Origin of the sequence: Aquabacterium sp., assembly GCF_035476535.1 — a bacterium.
Lineage (GTDB): Bacteria > Pseudomonadota > Gammaproteobacteria > Burkholderiales > Burkholderiaceae_C > Pseudaquabacterium.
Map to the genome: position 1 here is coordinate 19,626 of NZ_DATILJ010000029.1, position 17,642 is coordinate 37,267.

At 70.8% G+C, this 17,642-nt stretch carries 10 protein-coding genes and 1 pseudogene; 4 read left to right on the forward strand and 7 right to left on the reverse strand.

Translation table 11 applies throughout. From position 1 onward, the window contains the following. The first annotated feature begins 19 nt into the window (after positions 1 to 19). The 3 genes from VLK61_RS03570 to tagF are packed head-to-tail and all read left to right on the forward strand — an operon-like array spanning position 20 to position 5,697. Complete coding sequence (locus tag VLK61_RS03570) at positions 20 to 1,405, forward strand: DotU family type VI secretion system protein (protein WP_325418380.1); 1,386 nt, start codon at positions 20 to 22, stop codon at positions 1,403 to 1,405. Further along, entirely contained in the window at positions 1,402 to 4,974 is a 3,573-nt protein-coding gene (gene tssM, locus VLK61_RS03575; protein ID WP_325418382.1) for a type VI secretion system membrane subunit TssM, read from the forward strand. Before VLK61_RS03570 ends, tssM begins: the two co-directional genes overlap by 4 nt. A gap of 33 nt (positions 4,975 to 5,007) precedes the next feature. Continuing rightward, positions 5,008 to 5,697 (forward strand): type VI secretion system-associated protein TagF, encoded by a 690-nt coding sequence (gene tagF, locus VLK61_RS03580; protein WP_325418384.1) that lies wholly within the window; start codon positions 5,008 to 5,010, stop codon positions 5,695 to 5,697. Between the two features lie 57 nt (positions 5,698 to 5,754). Here tagF and VLK61_RS03585 read toward each other — a convergent pair whose 3' ends face one another. The 3 genes from VLK61_RS03585 to VLK61_RS03595 form a co-directional block, all read right to left on the reverse strand. Continuing rightward, positions 5,755 to 6,546 carry a PP2C family protein-serine/threonine phosphatase gene (locus VLK61_RS03585; protein WP_325418386.1) on the reverse strand — a complete coding sequence of 264 codons (792 nt, stop codon included), beginning with the start codon at positions 6,544 to 6,546 and terminating at the stop codon, positions 5,755 to 5,757. 44 nt (positions 6,547 to 6,590) lie between these two features. Next, positions 6,591 to 8,645 (reverse strand): type VI secretion system-associated FHA domain protein TagH, encoded by a 2,055-nt coding sequence (tagH, locus tag VLK61_RS03590; RefSeq protein WP_325418388.1) that lies wholly within the window; start codon positions 8,643 to 8,645, stop codon positions 6,591 to 6,593. Between the two features lie 126 nt (positions 8,646 to 8,771). Continuing rightward, positions 8,772 to 10,091: a TIGR02270 family protein gene (locus tag VLK61_RS03595; RefSeq protein ID WP_325418390.1), complete on the reverse strand. Its 1,320-nt coding sequence runs from the start codon at positions 10,089 to 10,091 to the stop codon at positions 8,772 to 8,774. A gap of 463 nt (positions 10,092 to 10,554) precedes the next feature. Here VLK61_RS03595 and VLK61_RS03600 point away from each other — a divergent pair, with 463 nt between their 5' ends. Beyond that, a complete protein-coding gene (locus tag VLK61_RS03600) occupies positions 10,555 to 11,223 on the forward strand; it encodes a LysM peptidoglycan-binding domain-containing protein (protein WP_325418392.1) in 669 nt (222 codons plus the stop codon). Between the two features lie 30 nt (positions 11,224 to 11,253). Here VLK61_RS03600 and VLK61_RS03605 read toward each other — a convergent pair whose 3' ends face one another. The 4 genes and pseudogenes from VLK61_RS03605 to VLK61_RS03620 form a co-directional block, all read right to left on the reverse strand. After that, positions 11,254 to 12,114 carry a hypothetical protein gene (locus VLK61_RS03605; RefSeq protein WP_325418394.1) on the reverse strand — a complete coding sequence of 287 codons (861 nt, stop codon included), beginning with the start codon at positions 12,112 to 12,114 and terminating at the stop codon, positions 11,254 to 11,256. 8 nt (positions 12,115 to 12,122) lie between these two features. Further along, complete coding sequence (locus tag VLK61_RS03610; protein WP_325418396.1) at positions 12,123 to 13,244, reverse strand: polysaccharide deacetylase family protein; 1,122 nt, start codon at positions 13,242 to 13,244, stop codon at positions 12,123 to 12,125. Positions 13,245 to 13,279: 35 nt separating this feature from the next. Continuing rightward, positions 13,280 to 15,646, reverse strand: a complete 2,367-nt coding sequence (locus VLK61_RS03615; protein ID WP_325418398.1) for a protein kinase domain-containing protein — start codon at positions 15,644 to 15,646, stop codon at positions 13,280 to 13,282. Positions 15,647 to 15,776: 130 nt separating this feature from the next. Then, positions 15,777 to 17,642: pseudogene (locus tag VLK61_RS03620) on the reverse strand (hypothetical protein); the annotation flags it as partial.

Here is a 17,642-nt window from a genome sequence, read left to right on the forward strand (position 1 = left end):
GCGCGTCACACACATTGCGATGGATCCGTCCTCGATCAACGATCCGTTTGCGCAGCTTGACGGCCAGCGCACCTTCATCAAACCGAACCCCGGCGGCTGGGCCGGTCCGCGCGGGCCCGACACCGGCGCGATGGTCAGCGATGCCGCGGGCGTCGAGGCGGTCAGCGCGGAGCATGGGCTGAACTCGCTGGTGGCGGTGGCCAACAAGCTGCTGGTGCTGGTGCCGCAACTGCGGCGCACGCGCCAGGTGGCCGATCCGGCCGCGCTGCGCGCCGCGCTGGCCCAGGGCATCCGCGATTTCGAGGCTACGGCGCAGCAGCGCAGCATCCCGCCGGAGCGCGTGATGGCGGCGCGCTACGTGCTGTGCACGATGCTCGACGAAGCCGCCGCCGACACGCCCTGGGGCGGCTCCGGTGTGTGGGGGCGCAACAGCCTGCTGGCCAGCTTCCACAACGAAGCCTTCGGCGGCGAAAAAGTCTTCCAACTGATGGCCCGCCTGGCCGAAAAGCCCGATGCCAACCGCGACCTGCTGGAGCTGATCTACGCGGCCATCGCACTCGGCTTCGAAGGCCGCTACCGCGTCATCGACAACGGCCGTGCGCAGCTCGAAGCGGTGCGCGACAAGCTCGCGCAGATCCTGCGCCAGCAGCGCGGGCCGTATCCCACCGCCTTGGCCCAGCACTGGCAAGGCCAGCCGATGCAGCGCCGCCGCGCACTGAGCTGGCTGCCGCTGGCAGTGACCGCCGCGCTGACGCTGCTGATCCTGCTGGCGATCTACACCGCGTTCGTCTACCGCCTGAGCGGCGTGACCGATCCGGTCTATGGCCAGATCCAGGGCCTGCGCCTGGCACCGCCGGTGGTGGCGGTGGCGCAACCGGCGCCGGTGCCGCGGCTTGCGCAATTCCTGCAGTCGGACATCAAGGCCGGGCTGGTGGCGGTGCGCGACGAGGTCGACCGCAGCGTCGTTACTGTGCGTGGTGATGGTTTGTTCGCCTCCGGCAGCGCGACGCTGGTACCCGAGCGTGAAGTGCTGATGGCGCGCATTGCCGAAGCGCTGGCCAAGGTCAGCGGTGCGGTGCTGGTCACGGGCCACACCGACAACCAACCGCTGCGCACGGTGCGCTTCCCGTCCAACTGGCATCTGTCCGAAGAGCGGGCGCGCTCGGTGCGTGACCTGCTGGTGGCGCGCGGCGTGCAGGCCGACCGCATCAAGGCCGAAGGCCGCGCCGATGGCGAGCCGATCGCCGGCAACGACACGCCGGCCAACCGCGCGTTGAACCGCCGCGTCGAAGTCACGCTATTGACCACCCGCAGCGACGCCCTGGCGCCGCGGCCCACGAACCCCGCCGTCAGCGCCACACCCAGCACGACGGCGCCGGCCCGGGCCAGTGGAGCCACGCGATGAAAAAGCTGCTGGGCTGGATCTTCAACCGCTGGACCCTCGGTGCGGTACTGCTGTTTGCGCTGTGCCTGATCATCTGGTTCGTCGGCCCGCTGGTCTCCGTCGGCCAGTTCGTGCCGCTGGACACCGAGCGCTCGCGCTGGCTCACGATCGGCGTGCTGGTGCTGCTGTTCGTGCTGCTCGCGGTGTGGCGCATCTGGCGCGCGCGGCGCGGCAATGAGCAGGTCGTCAACCAGTTGCTGGCCGCACCCTCGGGCGAAGCGAAGACGGCGCAGGAAAGTGCCGACATGGCGGCCGTGCGCCAGCGCTTCGAGCAGGCCATGGGCACGCTGCGCAAGGCGCGTTTCGGCGGCGGCAAGGAAGGCGGCGGCGGCTTCGCTGCACGCCTGTCCGGGCGCTACTTGTACGAGCTGCCCTGGTACATGATCATCGGCGCACCGGGTTCGGGCAAGACCACCGCGTTGCGCAACTCCGGCCTGCAGTTCCCGCTAGCGGACAAAGTGGGCGACCATGCGGTGCGCGGTGTCGGCGGCACGCGCAACTGCGACTGGTGGTTCACCGACCAGGCGGTGCTGATCGACACCGCCGGCCGCTTCGTCACGCAGGACAGCGACCAGGCCAACGACAGCGCCACCTGGAGCGGCTTCCTCGGCATGCTCAAGCGCTCGCGGCCGCGCCAGCCGCTCAATGGTGTGCTGGTGACGGTGTCGATTTCCGATCTGATCGCCAAGAGCGCGGCCGAACGGGCGCAGCATGCCGCCACCGTGCGCCAGCGCATGCAGGAGTTGCACGAGCGGCTGAACATCCGCTTCCCGATCTACCTGCTGGTCACCAAGTGCGACCTGATGGCCGGCTTCATGGACACCTTCGCGACGCTGGACAAGGCCCAGCGTGCCGAACCCTGGGGCTTCACCTTCCAGCTCGACAAGTCCGGCCTGCCAAAGCAGTCGCCGATGGCCGAGATGGCGCCGGAGTTCGAGGCGCTGCTGCAGCGCGTGACCGATGGCCTGATCGACCGCCTGCAGTCCGAGCCCGATGCCGCGCGGCGCGCACGCATCTACGGTTTCCCGGTGCAGTTCGCCAACCTGCGTGCGGCGCTGCAGGAGTTCGTCGAACAGGTTTTCTCGCCATCGCCCTACGAAGCCCAGCCGTTGCTGCGTGGTGTGTACTTCGTCAGCGGCACGCAGGAAGGCACGCCGATCGACCGCATGCTGGGCTCGATCGCGCGCCAGTACCAGCTGGAGAAAGCGGTGCTGGCGCCGCAGCAGGCCAGTGGCCGCAGCTACTTCCTGTCGCGCCTGCTCACCGAAGTGGTGTTCGCCGAGCATGGCCTGGCCGGCACCAACATCAGCTGGGAACGCAAGCGCAGCGCGCTGGTGATCGCCGGCTATGCCAGCATCGGCCTGGTCGCGCTGGGATCGATCACCGCCTGGGCGGTGAGCTACGGCAACAACAAGCGCTATGTCGAAGCGGTGTCGGCCAGTGTCGATGGCGTGCGCCGGCAGGTGCAGGAAACGCCGAACCGCGCGTCGTCGAACCTGATCCCGATCGTCGCCGCGCTGGAGTCCACCCGCGGGCTGGCTGCGGCCGGTGGCAGCGGCGTCGATGCCGATGTGCCCTGGTCCTTCGGCTTCGGCCTGTACCAGGGCAAGAAGCTCGACAGCGCGGCCCGCGCGGCCTACGACCGCATGCTGCTCGACGCGATGCTGCCGCGGCTGGCGATCCGCGTCGAAGAGCAGTTGCGCAGCGGCAGCCAGCAGGAGTCGCTGTACGAGGCGCTGAAGGCCTACCTGATGATGTACGACCCGGACCACTTCGACGCGGCGGCCCTGAAGGCGCATGTCGAATCGGACTGGGATGGCCGCATCGGCCGCGAGCTGACGGTTGAGCAACGCGAACAGCTCAGCGTGCACCTCGACGCGCTGCTGGCCCAAGGCGCAGCCGTGTCGCCACTGGCCCAGGACAAGGCGCTGATCGACAGCACGCGGCTGCAGCTGGCCAGCGTTTCGTTGCCGCAGCGCGTCTACAACCGCTTGCGCCAGCGCGGGCTGGGCACCGACTTCCCCGAATTCAGCGTGGCCCGCGCCGGCGGCGGCAATGCGCCGCTGGTCTTCACGCGGGTCAGCGGCCAGCCGTTGACCAAGGGCGTGCCGGGGCTGTTCAGCTACAACGGCTACCACAAGGGCTTCCAGGCGGTGGTGGGGGATGTTGCGCGCCAGCTCGACCAGGAACAGGAGTGGGTGCTGGCCATCAAGAATCCGCCGGTCAAGAACCCGGGCGCGGTGCTCAACGACAAGTTGGTCGACGACGTGCGCCGCATCTACCTCAACGAGTACGCGGCCACCTGGGAAGCTTTCATCGCCGATGTGCGGCTGGTGCCGATGACCAGCATTGCGCAATCGGTGCAGACCACGCGCATCCTGGCCGCGCCCGACACCCCGCTGGTGCCGCTGCTCAAGGCCATCTCGCGCGAGACCACGCTGCTGGTGGGGGCCGGTTCGCTCGATTCGATCGCCGCCACCACCAGCAACAAAATCCAGCAGCAGATCCTCGGCAAGATCGGGGTGCGACCACAGACCACCGGCGCACCGGAAGCGCGCATCGAGAGCATCGTCGACGACCGCTTCGTCGGCCTGCGCCGGCTGGTGACGGCACCTGAAGGCGGCAAGGCGCCGATCGACGGCGTGGTCGCACGGCTGGGCGAGTTGCAGGTGGTGCTGACCGGCGTGGAGGTGGCGCTGAAAGGGGGCTCTGCCCCGCAACCCTCACCGCTGCCGACGCAGCTGAAGGCCGAGGCCGCGAACTCGCCCGAGCCGGTGCGCTCCCTGCTCGACAGCCTGGGCAGCTCCAGCGCGAAGGTCGAGAAGATCCAGCTGCGCGACACCTTGTCGCGTGATGTGCGATCGTCGATCGGCGAGTTCTGCCAGCAGGCCGTGGCCGGGCGCTACCCCTTCGATCCGAATTCGGCGCGCGATGTCACGCAGGCCGATTTCGCCGCGCTGTTCGGCCCCGGCGGCAAGTTCGACCAGATCACGCAGAAGCTCGCGCCCTACATCGACACCAGCACGCGGCCGTGGAGCTTCCGCGCGGTGGAGGGCACGCCGCTGGGCACCGATGTCGGCACCCTGCCGCAATTCCAGCGCGCCGCGGCGATCCGCGAAACCTTCTTCCCGCCCGGCGCACCGGCGATGTCGCTGCGGCTGGAGTTCAAGCCGGTGGAGATGGATCCGGCCTTAAGCCAGTTCGTGCTCGATGCGGACGGGCAGATCGTGCGTTATTCGCACGGGCCGCAGATTCCGAGCACGGTGCAATGGCCGGGTCCACGCGGCTCCGGCCAGGTGCGGGTGATGGTCACGCCCTCGGGCCCGACAGGCCTGGTCAACGACGGGCCCTGGGCCCTGCTGCGGCTGTTCGAGCGCGTCAACATCACGCCGGGCACCGCGCCGGAGAAGTTCCGCGCCACCTTCGACCTGGATGGCCGCAAGACGATCTTCGATGTGACCACCAGCAGCGTGCGCAATCCGTTCCGCCTGCCGGACCTGCGGCAGTTCGCCTGCCCGAACGGCCTGTGACAGCAAGACAACGCCTGGGAGGGCATTGACGCCGTGGCCAACGATGCACGAGATCCTCCCGGCTGGTACGGCAAGCTGTCGTCGCTGGGCGACTTCGCCAACCGCCGGCTGGCGCCGGAATGGGTGAAGGTGTGCGACGACTGGCTGTCGCAGTCGATCGCCATCAGTGCGCAGCAGTTGGGCGCGCGCTGGCTGGAGGTGTACCTCAATGCGCCAGTGTGGCGCTTTGCCTGGTCACCCGGTGTGGTCGACGCCAACTGGTGGTTCGGCGTGCTGATGCCGAGTTGCGACAACGTCGGCCGCTACTATCCCTTGATCGTTGCGCAGCGCCGTGAGCGGCCGCCGATCGACCGCATCGGCTTCGACCACCTGGAGCTGTGGTGGACGCATGTGGCGCAGGCCGCGATGCACACGCTGGGTGAACCGTCGACGCTGGACAGTTTCGAGGACGCGCTGGCCGAAGCGCCACCGTGGCCGAGCGCCGGTCCCTTGATGGTGCCGCAGCAGCGCCCGGCGCCAGGCCATGAACGCTTCGCCGTGGCCCGCGGCGCCACGCTGGGCCAATTGCTGCATGGCCTGGCCGTCAGCGAACTGCATGGCCGCATGAACGGCAGCAGCTTCTGGTGGCCGATGAGCGATGCATCGCGTGAAGGCAATTTCAGCCTCGCGCGCGGGCTGCCAGAGCCCGCCAGTTTCAGCGACATGCTGGCCGGCCAGTGGTGACCGGTCGGGCTGGGTAGCCCCCTTGGGGGCGGCCGCCAGGCGGCCAGGGGTCAACTACTACATTCGGGGCACGGTATCGTCGGGCCCGCACTGCGTGACTTCGGACGGGTCGCCGATCCACACCGCCACCGCGCTGAAGTTGTCCTGCTTGGGGTTGGCGCGGTGTTCGATGTGGCGCTGCATGCGGTCCAGCCATTCGGTGGGGTTTTGCGACGCGGCCATCGTCGCGGCCAGGCTCACGCCGTCCAGCGGCTCCCACCAGCCGTCGGTGCACAGCAGAAAGGCGTCGCCGTCCCGCAACTCCACCGGGCGCACGACGGTGTGCGGATGCACGTCGCCCTCGATGCCCAGCGCGGACAGCAGTTGGTTCTTCTGCGGATGGGTGCTGGCCTGCTCGGCGGAGATCAGCCCGGCGCGCACCATGCGCTGTACGACGCTGTCGTCCACCGTCATCAGTTCGGAAATGCCCTGGCGCACGCGGTACAGCCGCGAGTCGCCCACATGCGTCCATAGCGCGTAGTTGGCGAGCGGCTCGATCCACAGCACGACCACGGTGCAGTGCATGCGCGCATCGAGCTTCTGCGAATCCTGGTGACCTTGCACCTCGGCATGGGCCGAGCGCACGGCATAGGTCAGGTTGGCGGGCGTGAAGCTGAGGGTGTCGTCGCTGAGCAGCGCTTCGATGCAGGACACCGCACGATGCGCGGCTTCGTCGCCGCGGCGGTGGCCGCCGGCGCCGTCGGCGACCACGGCGTACCAGCCGACGCTGGACAGTCCGTGCCGCAGGTCGTCTTCGTTGCCTTGCCGGGCACCTTGTTCGCTGCGGCTGGCGATGTGGATGTTGAACACGCTGGCGCCCCCCTCGGTCGCACTCTGCGGGCTGGCCCGGGCGTTCAGCCCGAGTCGCCGCCTTGTTTCAGGCGTTCGAGCTGCTGGTCGTAGGCCGCCAGGAAGGCTTTGCCGAACAGGCTGTGGAAGTCTTCCTGCGCTTCCTCGCGGATCGATTCGAAGTGCTGCAGGTACAGCGTCCAGAGCTTGGCCTTGCGGTTCATCGGCAGCATGCTGTCGAGCAGCGACTGGCCGACCAGCTTGGATTCCAGCTGGCCCGGCGCGAAGCGCTCGAGCATGCCGTCCAGCGCCGCGCGCATGCCGGCCACGGTGCCGATGGCATGGCCGACCAGGTCGTGCATCGCATCGGTCATCGCCGCCGGGCCCGAGAGGAAGCCGCGCATCGTCGGGCGCAGCAGCTGTTCCAGGCCGGTGGTGGCGTCCGGCGAGAACTTCAGCGGGTTGTTGCCGCGCTGCTGGATGATCGTCACCGCGGCGCGCAACTCATGCTTGGTCGTCGCGCGCACCGACATCAGTTGCAGCGTGCCGTCGACGGCGCTGCGCAGCAGTGCGCCGATGTCATGCATCATCGCCTCGTCCAGGCCGGCGGCGAGCGTGGGGTCGATGCCGGCGCCCTGGCAGAACGAGGCCCACAGCGCATCTGGTGCGGTGGCGGACGCAGCGGCGCGCGGTACTGCCTGCGGCGGCGCGGCACGGGCCGGCGCAGGCGCCACGGGCGCTGCCGGCGCGGCGTTGTACACGGCGCCGGGCGTGGGCTTGCGCATGCCGGAGGTGGTGCTGAACTCCAGGTCGATGTCGCTCTGGCCGGAAGTCTGACCAGCAGGGGGGGCGGACTCCCGCAAGGCGCTGGGCAGCAGTTCGGGCGGCAGCGGGCTCACCATGGGCGGGCGGGTGGGCGGTACTGCAGTGACCTGCCAGTCGAAGCGCGTCGGCAGCACCGGGTTGTGCACGGCCGGCGGCACCATCGATGACGTGGCCGGCGGCCGCAGCGGCGCCGGAGGTGGGCTCATGACGCGCGGTGGCACGAAGCCGGCCATCAGGTCGGGCGTGTGGTCGTGTGCCGAATGCGCTGGCCCGGGCGGCGGCCGGTCGGTGCCGCCGAACAGCGCCAACGGGTCGGTCGGCACGCCGGGCGGGCCCGCTGCAGCGGCCGGGGCGCCGGGGCCACCGGCCGGCAGGCCGGCCATGAAATCCGCCAGCGGGTCGCGGCCGGCGGCGGGCTTGAGGCCGAAGGCGTCGTCGATCGAGGACGGCGCGGCGCTGGGGATCAGGCCTTCGAACAGGCCGCCGCCGGGGGTTGGCGCCGGCACGCTGGGCGCGCGCGGCGGTGGCGGCGCGGCGAAGGGGTCGAAGTCATCCGGCAGGCGTGCGGCGCCGGCGTTGCCGCCCGCCGGCCCTCCGCCCAGCGCGGACGATCCGGCACGCACGCCGGCCGGCGCTGGCATCAGATCGGCAAAGGTGTTGCCGGTGGGCGCGCCGGCGCGCCTGCCGGCAGGCGCGGGCGCCGGCGGGGCCGGGCTGCCCATCAGGTCGGCAAACGGATTGCTGCTGGACAGGGGCGTGCCGAAGTCGGCCAGCCCGCCCACCGACGGCGGTGCGGAGGTCCGCGGCGCGGGACTGATCGCCGGGTTCGGCTCACGGTGCCAGGCTTCGGGCCGCTGTTCCGGGCGGGCCTCCTGCCGCGGGTCGGCCCGGAAGTCCTGGCGGAAGTCGGCCAGGGTGTTGCCGGCAGCCACCGCGGCACGGCCGCGGGTGATGTCGGCACCGCGCATGTCGTCTTCGGCGTCGACCACCACCTGCAGCAGGTAGCCGCCGATGCGCACCTGGTCGCGGTCGGCCAGCGGCGCGCTTTCGCCCTGGCTCAGCGAGCGGCCGCCGATGACGATGGGGTTGGCCGCGCCGACGTTCTTGATGACGTAGCGCGAGCCGGTGGCCACGATCTCGGCCTGCAGGCGCGAAATATGGCGCTCCGGATCGGGCAGGGCCATGGTGTTGTGGTCAGCACGGCCTATCGTGCCGCCATTGGCATCGAAGCAGGCGGTGATGGGCTGGGACAGCGGCTGCTCGTTGAGCGACACCGCGAGCAGGGTGATGGTCATGGCCGGTGTGGAGGGGGCTACCCGGCGGCGCTAACCGCCCGTTGCTGGCAGGCCATCGTCGGATGCTGTGGGCATCGCTTCAATGACCGAAAGTCACCCTCGCTGGATGGAAATCACGGTGCATTGTCATGCAGCGGACCCCACCGCGAGCGCCTGCTGCTGCCGCCGGGCCGGTGCCGCCACCGGAAACAGGCCGGTGCCGGGCCGCAGCAGGCTCAGGCTCAGCGCGGCGACATGGCGCTGGCGCTGCAGGCCCTCCCGCAGCACCTGCAGCGCCGACTCGGCACTGACCGGCCGGCCGATGAAGCAGCGCTGCCCCGTCACCAGGCCGCCACCGTTGCGCGACCACCAGTGCTGCACCCGGCCAGCATTCGGCCAGGGCAGGCTGTCGTCCTCGTCGAGTGCCACGCGCTCATCGGCCGGGTTATCGCTCGGGCCGGTGTCCAGGACCGGGCCGGAGGCGCCTTCCAGGTCCTGGCGGGCCAGATCGGCGCCGCTGATCATCGAGAAAGCTTCGCCCGCCAGCCGGGCGATGGTGGGTTGTTCCATCAGCTCGATCAGCCAGGGCACGAACTGCACATCGCCCAACAGGCCGACCGCGCGGATCAGCCGCCGATGCGGCGGGCTGCCGGTGGGCTGGCCCTGCGCGGCTTGCGAGATCGCCCGCACCACGTCGCGCGCCGCCTCGAACTCGCTGGCCGCCAGCGTCAGCACCAGCGCGCGCAGCGCGAGGTCATCGTCACGCTGGGCGGCAAAACCCAGCACCTTCAAGGCGGCCTGTCGGTCGCCCAGCAGGCAGGCGGCCCAGGCGGCCCAGAACACCACCTCGGGGGCGTCGTCGACCATCGCTGCGCGCGCTGCCGGCAGCAGGTCCAGCCGGCCGAGCTCACCGGCGGCGCGCAGCGCACTGGCGCGCAGGCCGGCATCCGGGTCCTGCAGCGCCTCGATCAGCAACGGACCCGGATCGGCATGGTGCATGCGGCAGGCCGCGATGCCGATGTCGCGCCAGGCGGCTTCGGCCGACCCCAGCAGATCCCGCGCGATGCCTTGCAACTGCGCCGCCGATACCCAGCCGAAGGCCGACAGCACGCCGCGACGGGCGGCCGGCAGTGCGGCAGCCACGGCCAGCAGCCGGGCCAGCGCCTCGTCGTCACGGTCTTCGATGGCGCGCACGGCAGCGGTGAACAGCTCGCCGGCATCGGGCCGTGCCAGCGCGGCCTGGGTGCAGGCGGTGCCGGCCGGACCGGCGACTGCCAAGCCATCCAGATGCGCGGCTAGGCGATCGTCCAGCCGGCGCAGCTGGTTCAGGCGCACATGCGGCGCGCGCACCAGCACCGAGCGTACCTGGCGCAGCAGCGCGCTCTCTTCGGCATGCTGCTGCACGATCTGCATCACCGGCGCGCGGCCGGGCGAGGTGGCGGTGGTGGCGCCGGGAGAGATCGTCATCGCGGCGCGCGCTGGAGTGTGGCCATGTACGCATGGTTACCACAAGCAGCCTTGGCCACCATGCACCAAAGTCACCTCGGAAAAACAAGTCATTACTTGGGGTTTCAGCGTATTGGCCCGGCGGGCGCGGCTTGTTGCCGCGCGCGGCGCTGGTCAATAATCGACCGCAGCAGGGGAAATGGCGCCGCACGGGGCGTCAGACGTTGGCCCTGCCGGGTTGCCGGCCCGCAGCCGGGGCCACGACCACAAACAATCAGGTGACCTCCCCATGAAATCCCGCCACAAGCTCCACCGCCTGTCAATGTTGATGGTCGGTGTCGGGCTGATTGCCGGGTGTGCCCAACCGCCCGGCAGCACGGGTTCATCAGCGCCGTCGCCCAGCCGGCCGGCGCCGCAGTCTCCCGGGGCCCCGCCGGCACCCGGCCCGGTGACGCCTGAGCCGCCTCCGCCGCCGGCGGCGCCGATGTCGCCGCTTGCGGTGCAGAAGGCGGTCAGCACCGCGATCGAGTTGCTCGAAGCGGGCAACGAAGACCAGGCCGCAGCGGAGCTGACGCGTGTGCTGCAGTTCGACCCGAACCATCGCCTGGCGCAAAGCCTGATGCGCCAGATCAAGGAAGACCCGATGGCGATGCTGGGCAGGGAATCGTTCAGCTACCGCGTGCAGCCGGGCGAATCGCTGTCGCGCATCGCGCAGCGCTTCATGAACGACGTGCACCTGTTCTACGTGCTGGCACGCTACAACGACATCAAGGTGCCGCGCCAGCTGGCCGGCGGCCAGACCATCCGGGTGCCCGGCAAGGCGCCGCCGCCTTCAGCGCCTGTGCCGGCCCCAGTGCCGACGCCACTGCCGCCTCGAGGGCAGGCCCCGGCGCCCGCCCCTGCGCCGACCCCGGCGCCGGTGCCCGCACCGACGCCGGCCGAAGCGCCCGCTGTCGCGCCGGACGCGAAGGCCAAGGCGGATGCCGTCAACCGCCACACCCGGGCCGCCCGCAGCGCCTTCGCCAAGCAAGACCTGAACGGCGCGATCCGTTCCTGGGATGCCGTGCTGGAGTTGGACCCGGACAACCGCACCGCGCAGCTCGAGCGGCAGAAGGCCATCGACCTGAAAGAGAAGCTGATCAAGGTCAAGTGAGCCGGCGGGTCCGGCCGGCACGGGCGCCGCTTACGGTGCCGGCCGGTTCGGCTTGGCTGCCGGGGGAGAGCCGGGCTGTTCCCGCGCCGAGGTTTGCTGCGCCCGCTCGGCCTTCTGGTTCTGCAGGTCGCCCAGCAGGCGCTTGGCCTCCGCATCGTTGCGCTGCACCGCCAGGTGGGCTTGCAGCAGTGCGATGGCGTCATCCAGCTCCCCCTGCGCGGCCAGCATCGACGCATGCTCGACGTCGTTGCGGTCGCCGGTGGCCTTGGGCGCCGGCTTGGCTGGCACGGGTTTCGTGGCCGCCGCAGTGGCAGCCTTCGACGGTTCGGCCTCACCTGGCGCACGCCGCGCCAGCGTGTAGCGGGCCAGCTTGCCGACATGGTTGCGCTTGTTGCGTTCGCGTTCGACCGCGCGCAGGCCATCGGCTGCCGCTTCGTGGTCCGGGCTCAGGGCCAGCGCGCCCAGGTACAGCTGTGCTGCAAGGTCCCACTCGCTGCGCTTGTGGGCGGCCAGCGCCTTGGGCAGGCGTTCGGCCAGCTGCGCCTGGATCTGGCGCTGCACCTCGGCCTGGGCCGCACGGTAGTCCGCGCGCTGCGGCCGCAGCGTGACCAGCACCTCCCAGGCCTGGGCGGCGTCGGCCAGCCGGCCCTGGCGCGTGGCCTGTTCGGCGCGCTCACGGTGGCGGCGTTCGAACTGCGCCACGGCGGCATCGGCAGTCGGTGCCGGCGCCATTGGCTCGGCGGCCGCCGTGGGAGTGGTGGGCGCAGCCGGCCCCGGGCGTGTGCCGGCGCAGCCGCTCAGCAACACCATCATCAGCAGGCCGCAGCCGGCGAGCAGCGGTGCACGATGCCAGGAGCCCGCTGCGCCGTCGGCGCGCTCAGCGCGCGTCATGGTGCAGTTCATGGAGCGCTGAGGCTGCGGCTGGTCTGCAGCTTGGATTTGAAGCCTTCGAGGTCCAGGTCGCCGAAGATCATCGTGCGCCTGAGCATGGTGGGTTGCGCGTAGAAGCCGTTGCCGCCCGGGTTCACCGTCACGCCCAGCTGGTAGTGCTGGCGCGCCATGGTGTCGAGCACCACGTCGCTGGCGTCGCCGAAGGGGTAGGCGAAATGCCGCACCTGCACCTTGGCCTGGCCCAGCCGGCGCTCCAGCAGTTCACGCGGCGCCCGCAGCTCGGTTTCGATGTTCTGGCGGTAGCGTTCGTCGGTTTCGCCCGGGTTGCGCTCGACCAGGTTGCGGTGGCTCTTGGAATGCGCCTGGATGTCGACCAAGCCTGAGCCGGCCATCTCCTGCAACTGCGACCAGCTCAGGCCGTCGTTGCTGCCGATGAAGTCGGTGTAGACGAACAAGGTGGCCGGGAAGCCGTACTTCTTGAGCAGCGGGAAGGCATGGCGGTGCACCGATTCATACCCGTCGTCGATGGTGATCACCACCGATCGGGCCGGCAGCGCTTCGCGCCCGGCCAGGAAGCCGGCCAGCTTGCCCAGGCGGATCACGCTGTAGTTGTTGCGGGCCAGCCAGTCCAGCTGCGCGGCAAAGTTCGACGGCGACATCACCATCTTGTTGTTGCCGTTGCCGAAGCGGTGATAACACAGGATCGGCACGGTCTGGAACTCGCCGGCGCGCACGCCGATGCTATTGCCTGACATGAGCGGCACCACCAGCGGCTGCCCGGCCGGCAGCGCGGTGGCCTGGGCCGGCTGCAGCCCGTTGGCCTCGGCGATCTGCCATTGCCGGTCGGCGCTGCCCAGGAAGCGCGCGGCGATGGCCGGCAGCTGGTCCCCTGGGCGTGGCAGGTAGATCAGCAGGCGCTCGCCGCGGCCGAGCACCTCGCCGGCGGCCAGCGGCCAGGGTTCGGGGCCGTCGTAGGGGGCGGCGGGCGGTGGCGAGGCAGCCGGCGGCGCGGCGGCCGGCGCTGACGGCGCGGGCGTGCCGCAAGCGGACAGCAGCGCAGCGCCCAGCGCAGCCCCCATCGCCGCCTGTCGCACTGCGAGCAGCGGCGCCCAGCGGGCAGCGGTGCGCATCGGGCTTAGCCCGTTCGGTGCCGTGTACATCCCACTCAGCCCGGCCGGTGCCGTGCTGTGTCGGGCCCGCCGCCGCGGCGGGGCAGCACCGTCGGCGGCGCGGCCGGCGACGGCGTCACCGGCCCGTCCATGCCGGCGGTGGCGCGGTCCTGCAGCGCCTGCGCCATGTTGTCGAAGGCGGCATAGAGCTGGCCGAATTCGTCCTTGCGCTGCTCGTTGATGCGGTGGTCGAAGCGGCCCTTGCCGATTTCAGCCATCGAATCGGCCACCAGCTGGATCGGCTTGGCGAACCAGTTGGCGACGAAATACATCGCAATCGCCACGGCCAGCACGGTGACGACGGCCAGCACCACCATCAGCGAGATCGACAGCCGCGCCACCTGGGTCAGCGGCCGCTCCGGGATGCCCAGCGCGACGCGGCCGACCTGCTTGTCCTGGAACAGCACCGGGGCCTCGAAGCCCAGCACCGATTCACCTTGCGCCATGTAGCGCGTGGCGGCGATGCCTGCCAGCTTGCCCAGCGATTCGCCACCCTCGGCCTTGTAGGGCTGGCCGACCAGCAGGGCCTGGCTGGAGACGCGCACGATGCCGGCCGGATCGATCACCGTGATGCGCTCGAAGTTGCGCGTCTTCATGACCTCCTGCACCGCCACTTCGACCTGCGCCCAGTCGTCGCCCAGCACCGCGGCGGCGTTCTGCTGCGCGATGAAGCGCGCCAGCGAAGCGCCGTAGTCGCTGACCTGGTTCATCATCGCGGCGTACTGCCGCTGCGTGATGACGGCGGCGGTGAGCCCCATCACCACCGCGACGATCAGCGCCATCATCGCCGCCCAGCGCACACGCAAGGGCACGATGCGCGGCCGGTTCTTGGCCAGCGCGGCTTCGTCCAGCTCGCTGAGCACCTTGCCCAGCGCGTCGGACAGTTCGCGGCCGGTCTGGAAGCGGTTGGCCGGCTGCTTGGCCAGGCAGCGGTCGATCACCCGGCGCAGCGAGGCCGGCACTTCGGCGCGCTGCTTGTTGATCGGCGTCGGGTCCTCGGTGGCAATGCGGGTGGCCACGGCCACCAGCGTGTCGCCGCGGAAGGGCCGCTTGCCGGTGAGCATCTGGTACAGCACGATGCCGGTGGAGAACAGGTCGGAGCGGCCGTCGAGCTTGTCGCCATTGGCCTGCTCGGGCGACATGTACTGCGGCGTGCCCAGCACGTCGCCGACGCGGGTGTGCTGGGCCTCGCCGAGCTCGTCCATGTGGGCGATGCCGAAGTCGGTGACCTTGATCGTGTGGCTGCCCTTGAGCCGCATGATGTTGCCGGGCTTGATGTCCCGGTGCACGATGCCGCGTGCATGCGCGTAGTCCAGCGCGCGCGCCAGCTGCATGCCCATCACCACCACGTCGCGGATCGGCATCGCCTTGTGGTGCTCGACCTCGTCGGCCAGCGACGTGCCTTCGATCAGCTCCATGGCCATGTAGGGCCGGCCGTCGATTTCACCGACGTCGTGCACGACCACGATGTTCGGATGCGACAGCCCGCCGGCCGCGCGGGCCTCGCGCAGGAAGCGGGCGCGGTATTCGTCGTCGGCACACAGCGTGGCATGCAGGAACTTGATCGCAACGTCGCGGTTCAGCGTCGGGTCATGGGCCTTGAATACCGTGGCCATGCCGCCGCGGCCCAGCCGTTCGCGGATCAGGTAGCGGCCCACCTGCTGCATGTTGCCGTCGGCCGCCGAGGCGGTGCTGCCGGGCAGCGTGGCCGCGCGCTGGGGCAGGCGGCTCAGGTCCGGCTGCGTCATCGTGCGCGGCTTGCTCGCACCGGCCTTCAGCACCATCGTCGGCTCGTAGGCCGTGACGGCGATGGTCGGTGCGATGGCCGGCCCCAACTCGGGGCCGTTGTCGGGGCCGAAGATCGGGTCGACGCGCTTGCCGCTTCTCGGGTCGAACGGGCTGTCGTGCCGCGGGCTGAGCAGCGGGTTGGGCTTGGGTTCGAAATGCGGTGGCACGGCGACCACGCGCGTCACTTCATCCACCGGATCGGCGGATGCGGGGGGCGCCGGCGGCAGCGGCGGCCAGGCACTCGGCGGCGATGGCTGTGGCGACGGCATGCCGGGTCGGGGCGGCAGCGACAGCGGCGGCCGGGCGGCGACCGAGCCAGGCGGCAAACCCTCGGCCAGCCCGGGCGGCAGCGCGAGGGGCTGCGGCAGCATCACCTGGGTGGCCTCGTCGTCCGGCACCGTGGCCGGACCGGGCCCCGGTGCCGGCGACTTCAGCGACGGGGGCGGCATCATCACCCGCGTGACCTCGTCGTCTGGCGTCGATGGCGGCGTCGGCACGGGCGCAGGGGCCGGCGGCACGCCGGTGAAGGACAGGAAATCCTTCGGGATGGCGTCGTCGGGTTTGGGAGTTGTCATGGCAAAGCGGGCTGCGATCAGGTGGCCGGGATCATGCGCCAACTGCGCTGGGGTGGTCCATTCCCCCGGGCAGCGCAAGGCAACAGGCGCAGTCCCGTCCCAGTGCGGGTGGACTCGCATTGTCGTGCCATCAGCCCAGACCTTCCTGTAACTTGCGCTGCACATAGCGCATGAAGGTTTCGCGCACCGCCTGCTGGCCGCGGCTGCCCAGGCGCGTGCCCACGGTCATCAGCGCGGCGTTCGAATAGCTGCCATCGCTCATCACCACCGCGCAGGGGCTGGTGGCGGCGCGGTTGCAATCGGCCAGCGCGCGCTCGGCCGCCCAGTCGGCGCGGCGTTCGGAGTGGGTATAGAAGAAGACCAGGAAGCCGTTCTTTTCGCCCATCGCCACGGCGCTGTTCCAGCGCATGCGCTTCAGCGCGGCTTGAAAGCGCGACAGGCGGTCGACGTCCTCGGCCTGGTTGATCCGCAGCAGCAGTTCGAAGCCGCGGGCGATCGACCCCGGGCTTTCGCTGCGCATCTGGGTCAGCGCATAGGACCACTCGGCGCGCGCTGTGTCGGCGGCGGTCTCTGGGTTGCTGCGGGCGGCAGGCGCCGGCGCCGGGGCGGGTGCCGGCACGGGCGCTGGCGGCGGTGCTGGCGCCGGGTAGGCCGGTAGCGACGCCGGCGTCTTCGCCAGCGCCGCCGCATCAGTCTGCCGCCAATCGCCTACTGCGCGCTCGAAGGCCCGCAGCATTCGGCCGCGCACGGCACCGGGCGGCTGGCTGCCCAGTTCGCGGGCGACCGTGAGCAGGCCCTCGCGCTGGAACTCACCGTTGGCCAACACCACGCTGCAGCCGGTGGCCGGCAGTTCGACGCAGCGCCTGCGGGCCTGCTCCATCGCCCGTTGGACCGACTGCCCGCGGGTCTGCCAGTGGGCCCGGAAGTGGCCGTCGGCCACCCCGAGCACCAATGCGCTGGGGCCGGGCCGCTGCTTGAACTGGGTTTCGAATTCGATGGCCAGCGCGCGCTCTTCGGCGTTGAAGGGCTCCAGCAGGGTGGTCAGTCCGGTGGCCAGCGTCACCGGCCCACGCAGCGCTTCGAGCTTGGCGATGCGCGGGCGCCACTCATCCGGCGGTGGCGCCGGTGCGGGCGGTGGCGGAGCAGCCACGGGCGCCGGGGCCGGTTTGGTGACCACCGGTGGCGCGGCGGGCTTGGCAATCGCGGGCGGCGGGGCCGGTGCAGCGGCCACGACGGGGGCGGGTGGCGGCTTGGGTGCGGGCGGTGGCGCCGGGGCAGGCAAGGGCACGGGTGTGCTGACGGAAGGCGGGGTCGGCGCTGGCGTGGGGGCCGGTGCAGGCGGCGGCGTTGCCGATGCAGGCTGCGCCGTTGCCGTTGCCGTTGCCGTTGCCGATGCGGGCAGTGCCGTCGCTTGAGACGCCGCCGTGCTGGCGACCGTGTCGGTGGTCTTACGTTCGGCCGGGGGCCACCACAGGTAGGCGAGGCCGGCGCCGGCGGCCAGCGCGGCGGCAGCCATCGCCGCCGGCGTGAAGGCGCGGCGCGGCCGCGGCGCTGGGGCCGTTGTGGGCGCCGGCGCCGTGGCGGGTGCAGCCCGCGGCCACACCATCGTTGGTGCTTCGGAGGGCGCGCTGCGCGGTGGTGCCGGGGCCGGCGGGGGCACCGGCACTGGCGCCGGCGTCGGCGCTGCCGTCTGCGGCCGCCGAGGCAGCACGACGGTCTTCTCGTCCTGGCGGTAGGCCGGGGGCTCCAGCGCGGCCAGCCGGATGCCTTCGGCCATCGCAGCGGCACTGGCGTAACGATCGGCAGGCTTCTTGGCCAGCGCCTGGCGCAGCACCGCATCCCAGGCCGGGCTCAGCTCGCTGTTCAGCTGCGTCGCGGGGATCGGATCCTGGTGCAGCACCTTCTGCATCACCGTGGTGATCGAGCCGGTGAACGGCTTCTCGCCGGTGAGGAACTGGTAGAGCATCACGCCGCAGGAAAACACGTCGCTGCGGCC

Bases quoted from the DNA above. Each gene is read 5' to 3' on its own strand.
- VLK61_RS03570 (WP_325418380.1), top strand. From the start codon at position 20: ATGGATCCGTCCTCGATCAACGATCCGTTTGCGCAGCTTGACGGCCAG.
- tssM (WP_325418382.1), top strand. From the start codon at position 1,402: ATGAAAAAGCTGCTGGGCTGGATCTTCAACCGCTGGACCCTCGGTGCG.
- tagH (WP_325418388.1), bottom strand. From the start codon at position 8,645: ATGACCATCACCCTGCTCGCGGTGTCGCTCAACGAGCAGCCGCTGTCC.
- VLK61_RS03595 (WP_325418390.1), bottom strand. From the start codon at position 10,091: ATGACGATCTCTCCCGGCGCCACCACCGCCACCTCGCCCGGCCGCGCG.
- VLK61_RS03600 (WP_325418392.1), top strand. From the start codon at position 10,555: ATGTCGCCGCTTGCGGTGCAGAAGGCGGTCAGCACCGCGATCGAGTTG.
- VLK61_RS03605 (WP_325418394.1), bottom strand. From the start codon at position 12,114: ATGACGCGCGCTGAGCGCGCCGACGGCGCAGCGGGCTCCTGGCATCGT.
- VLK61_RS03610 (WP_325418396.1), bottom strand. From the start codon at position 13,244: ATGCGCACCGCTGCCCGCTGGGCGCCGCTGCTCGCAGTGCGACAGGCG.
- VLK61_RS03615 (WP_325418398.1), bottom strand. From the start codon at position 15,646: ATGACAACTCCCAAACCCGACGACGCCATCCCGAAGGATTTCCTGTCC.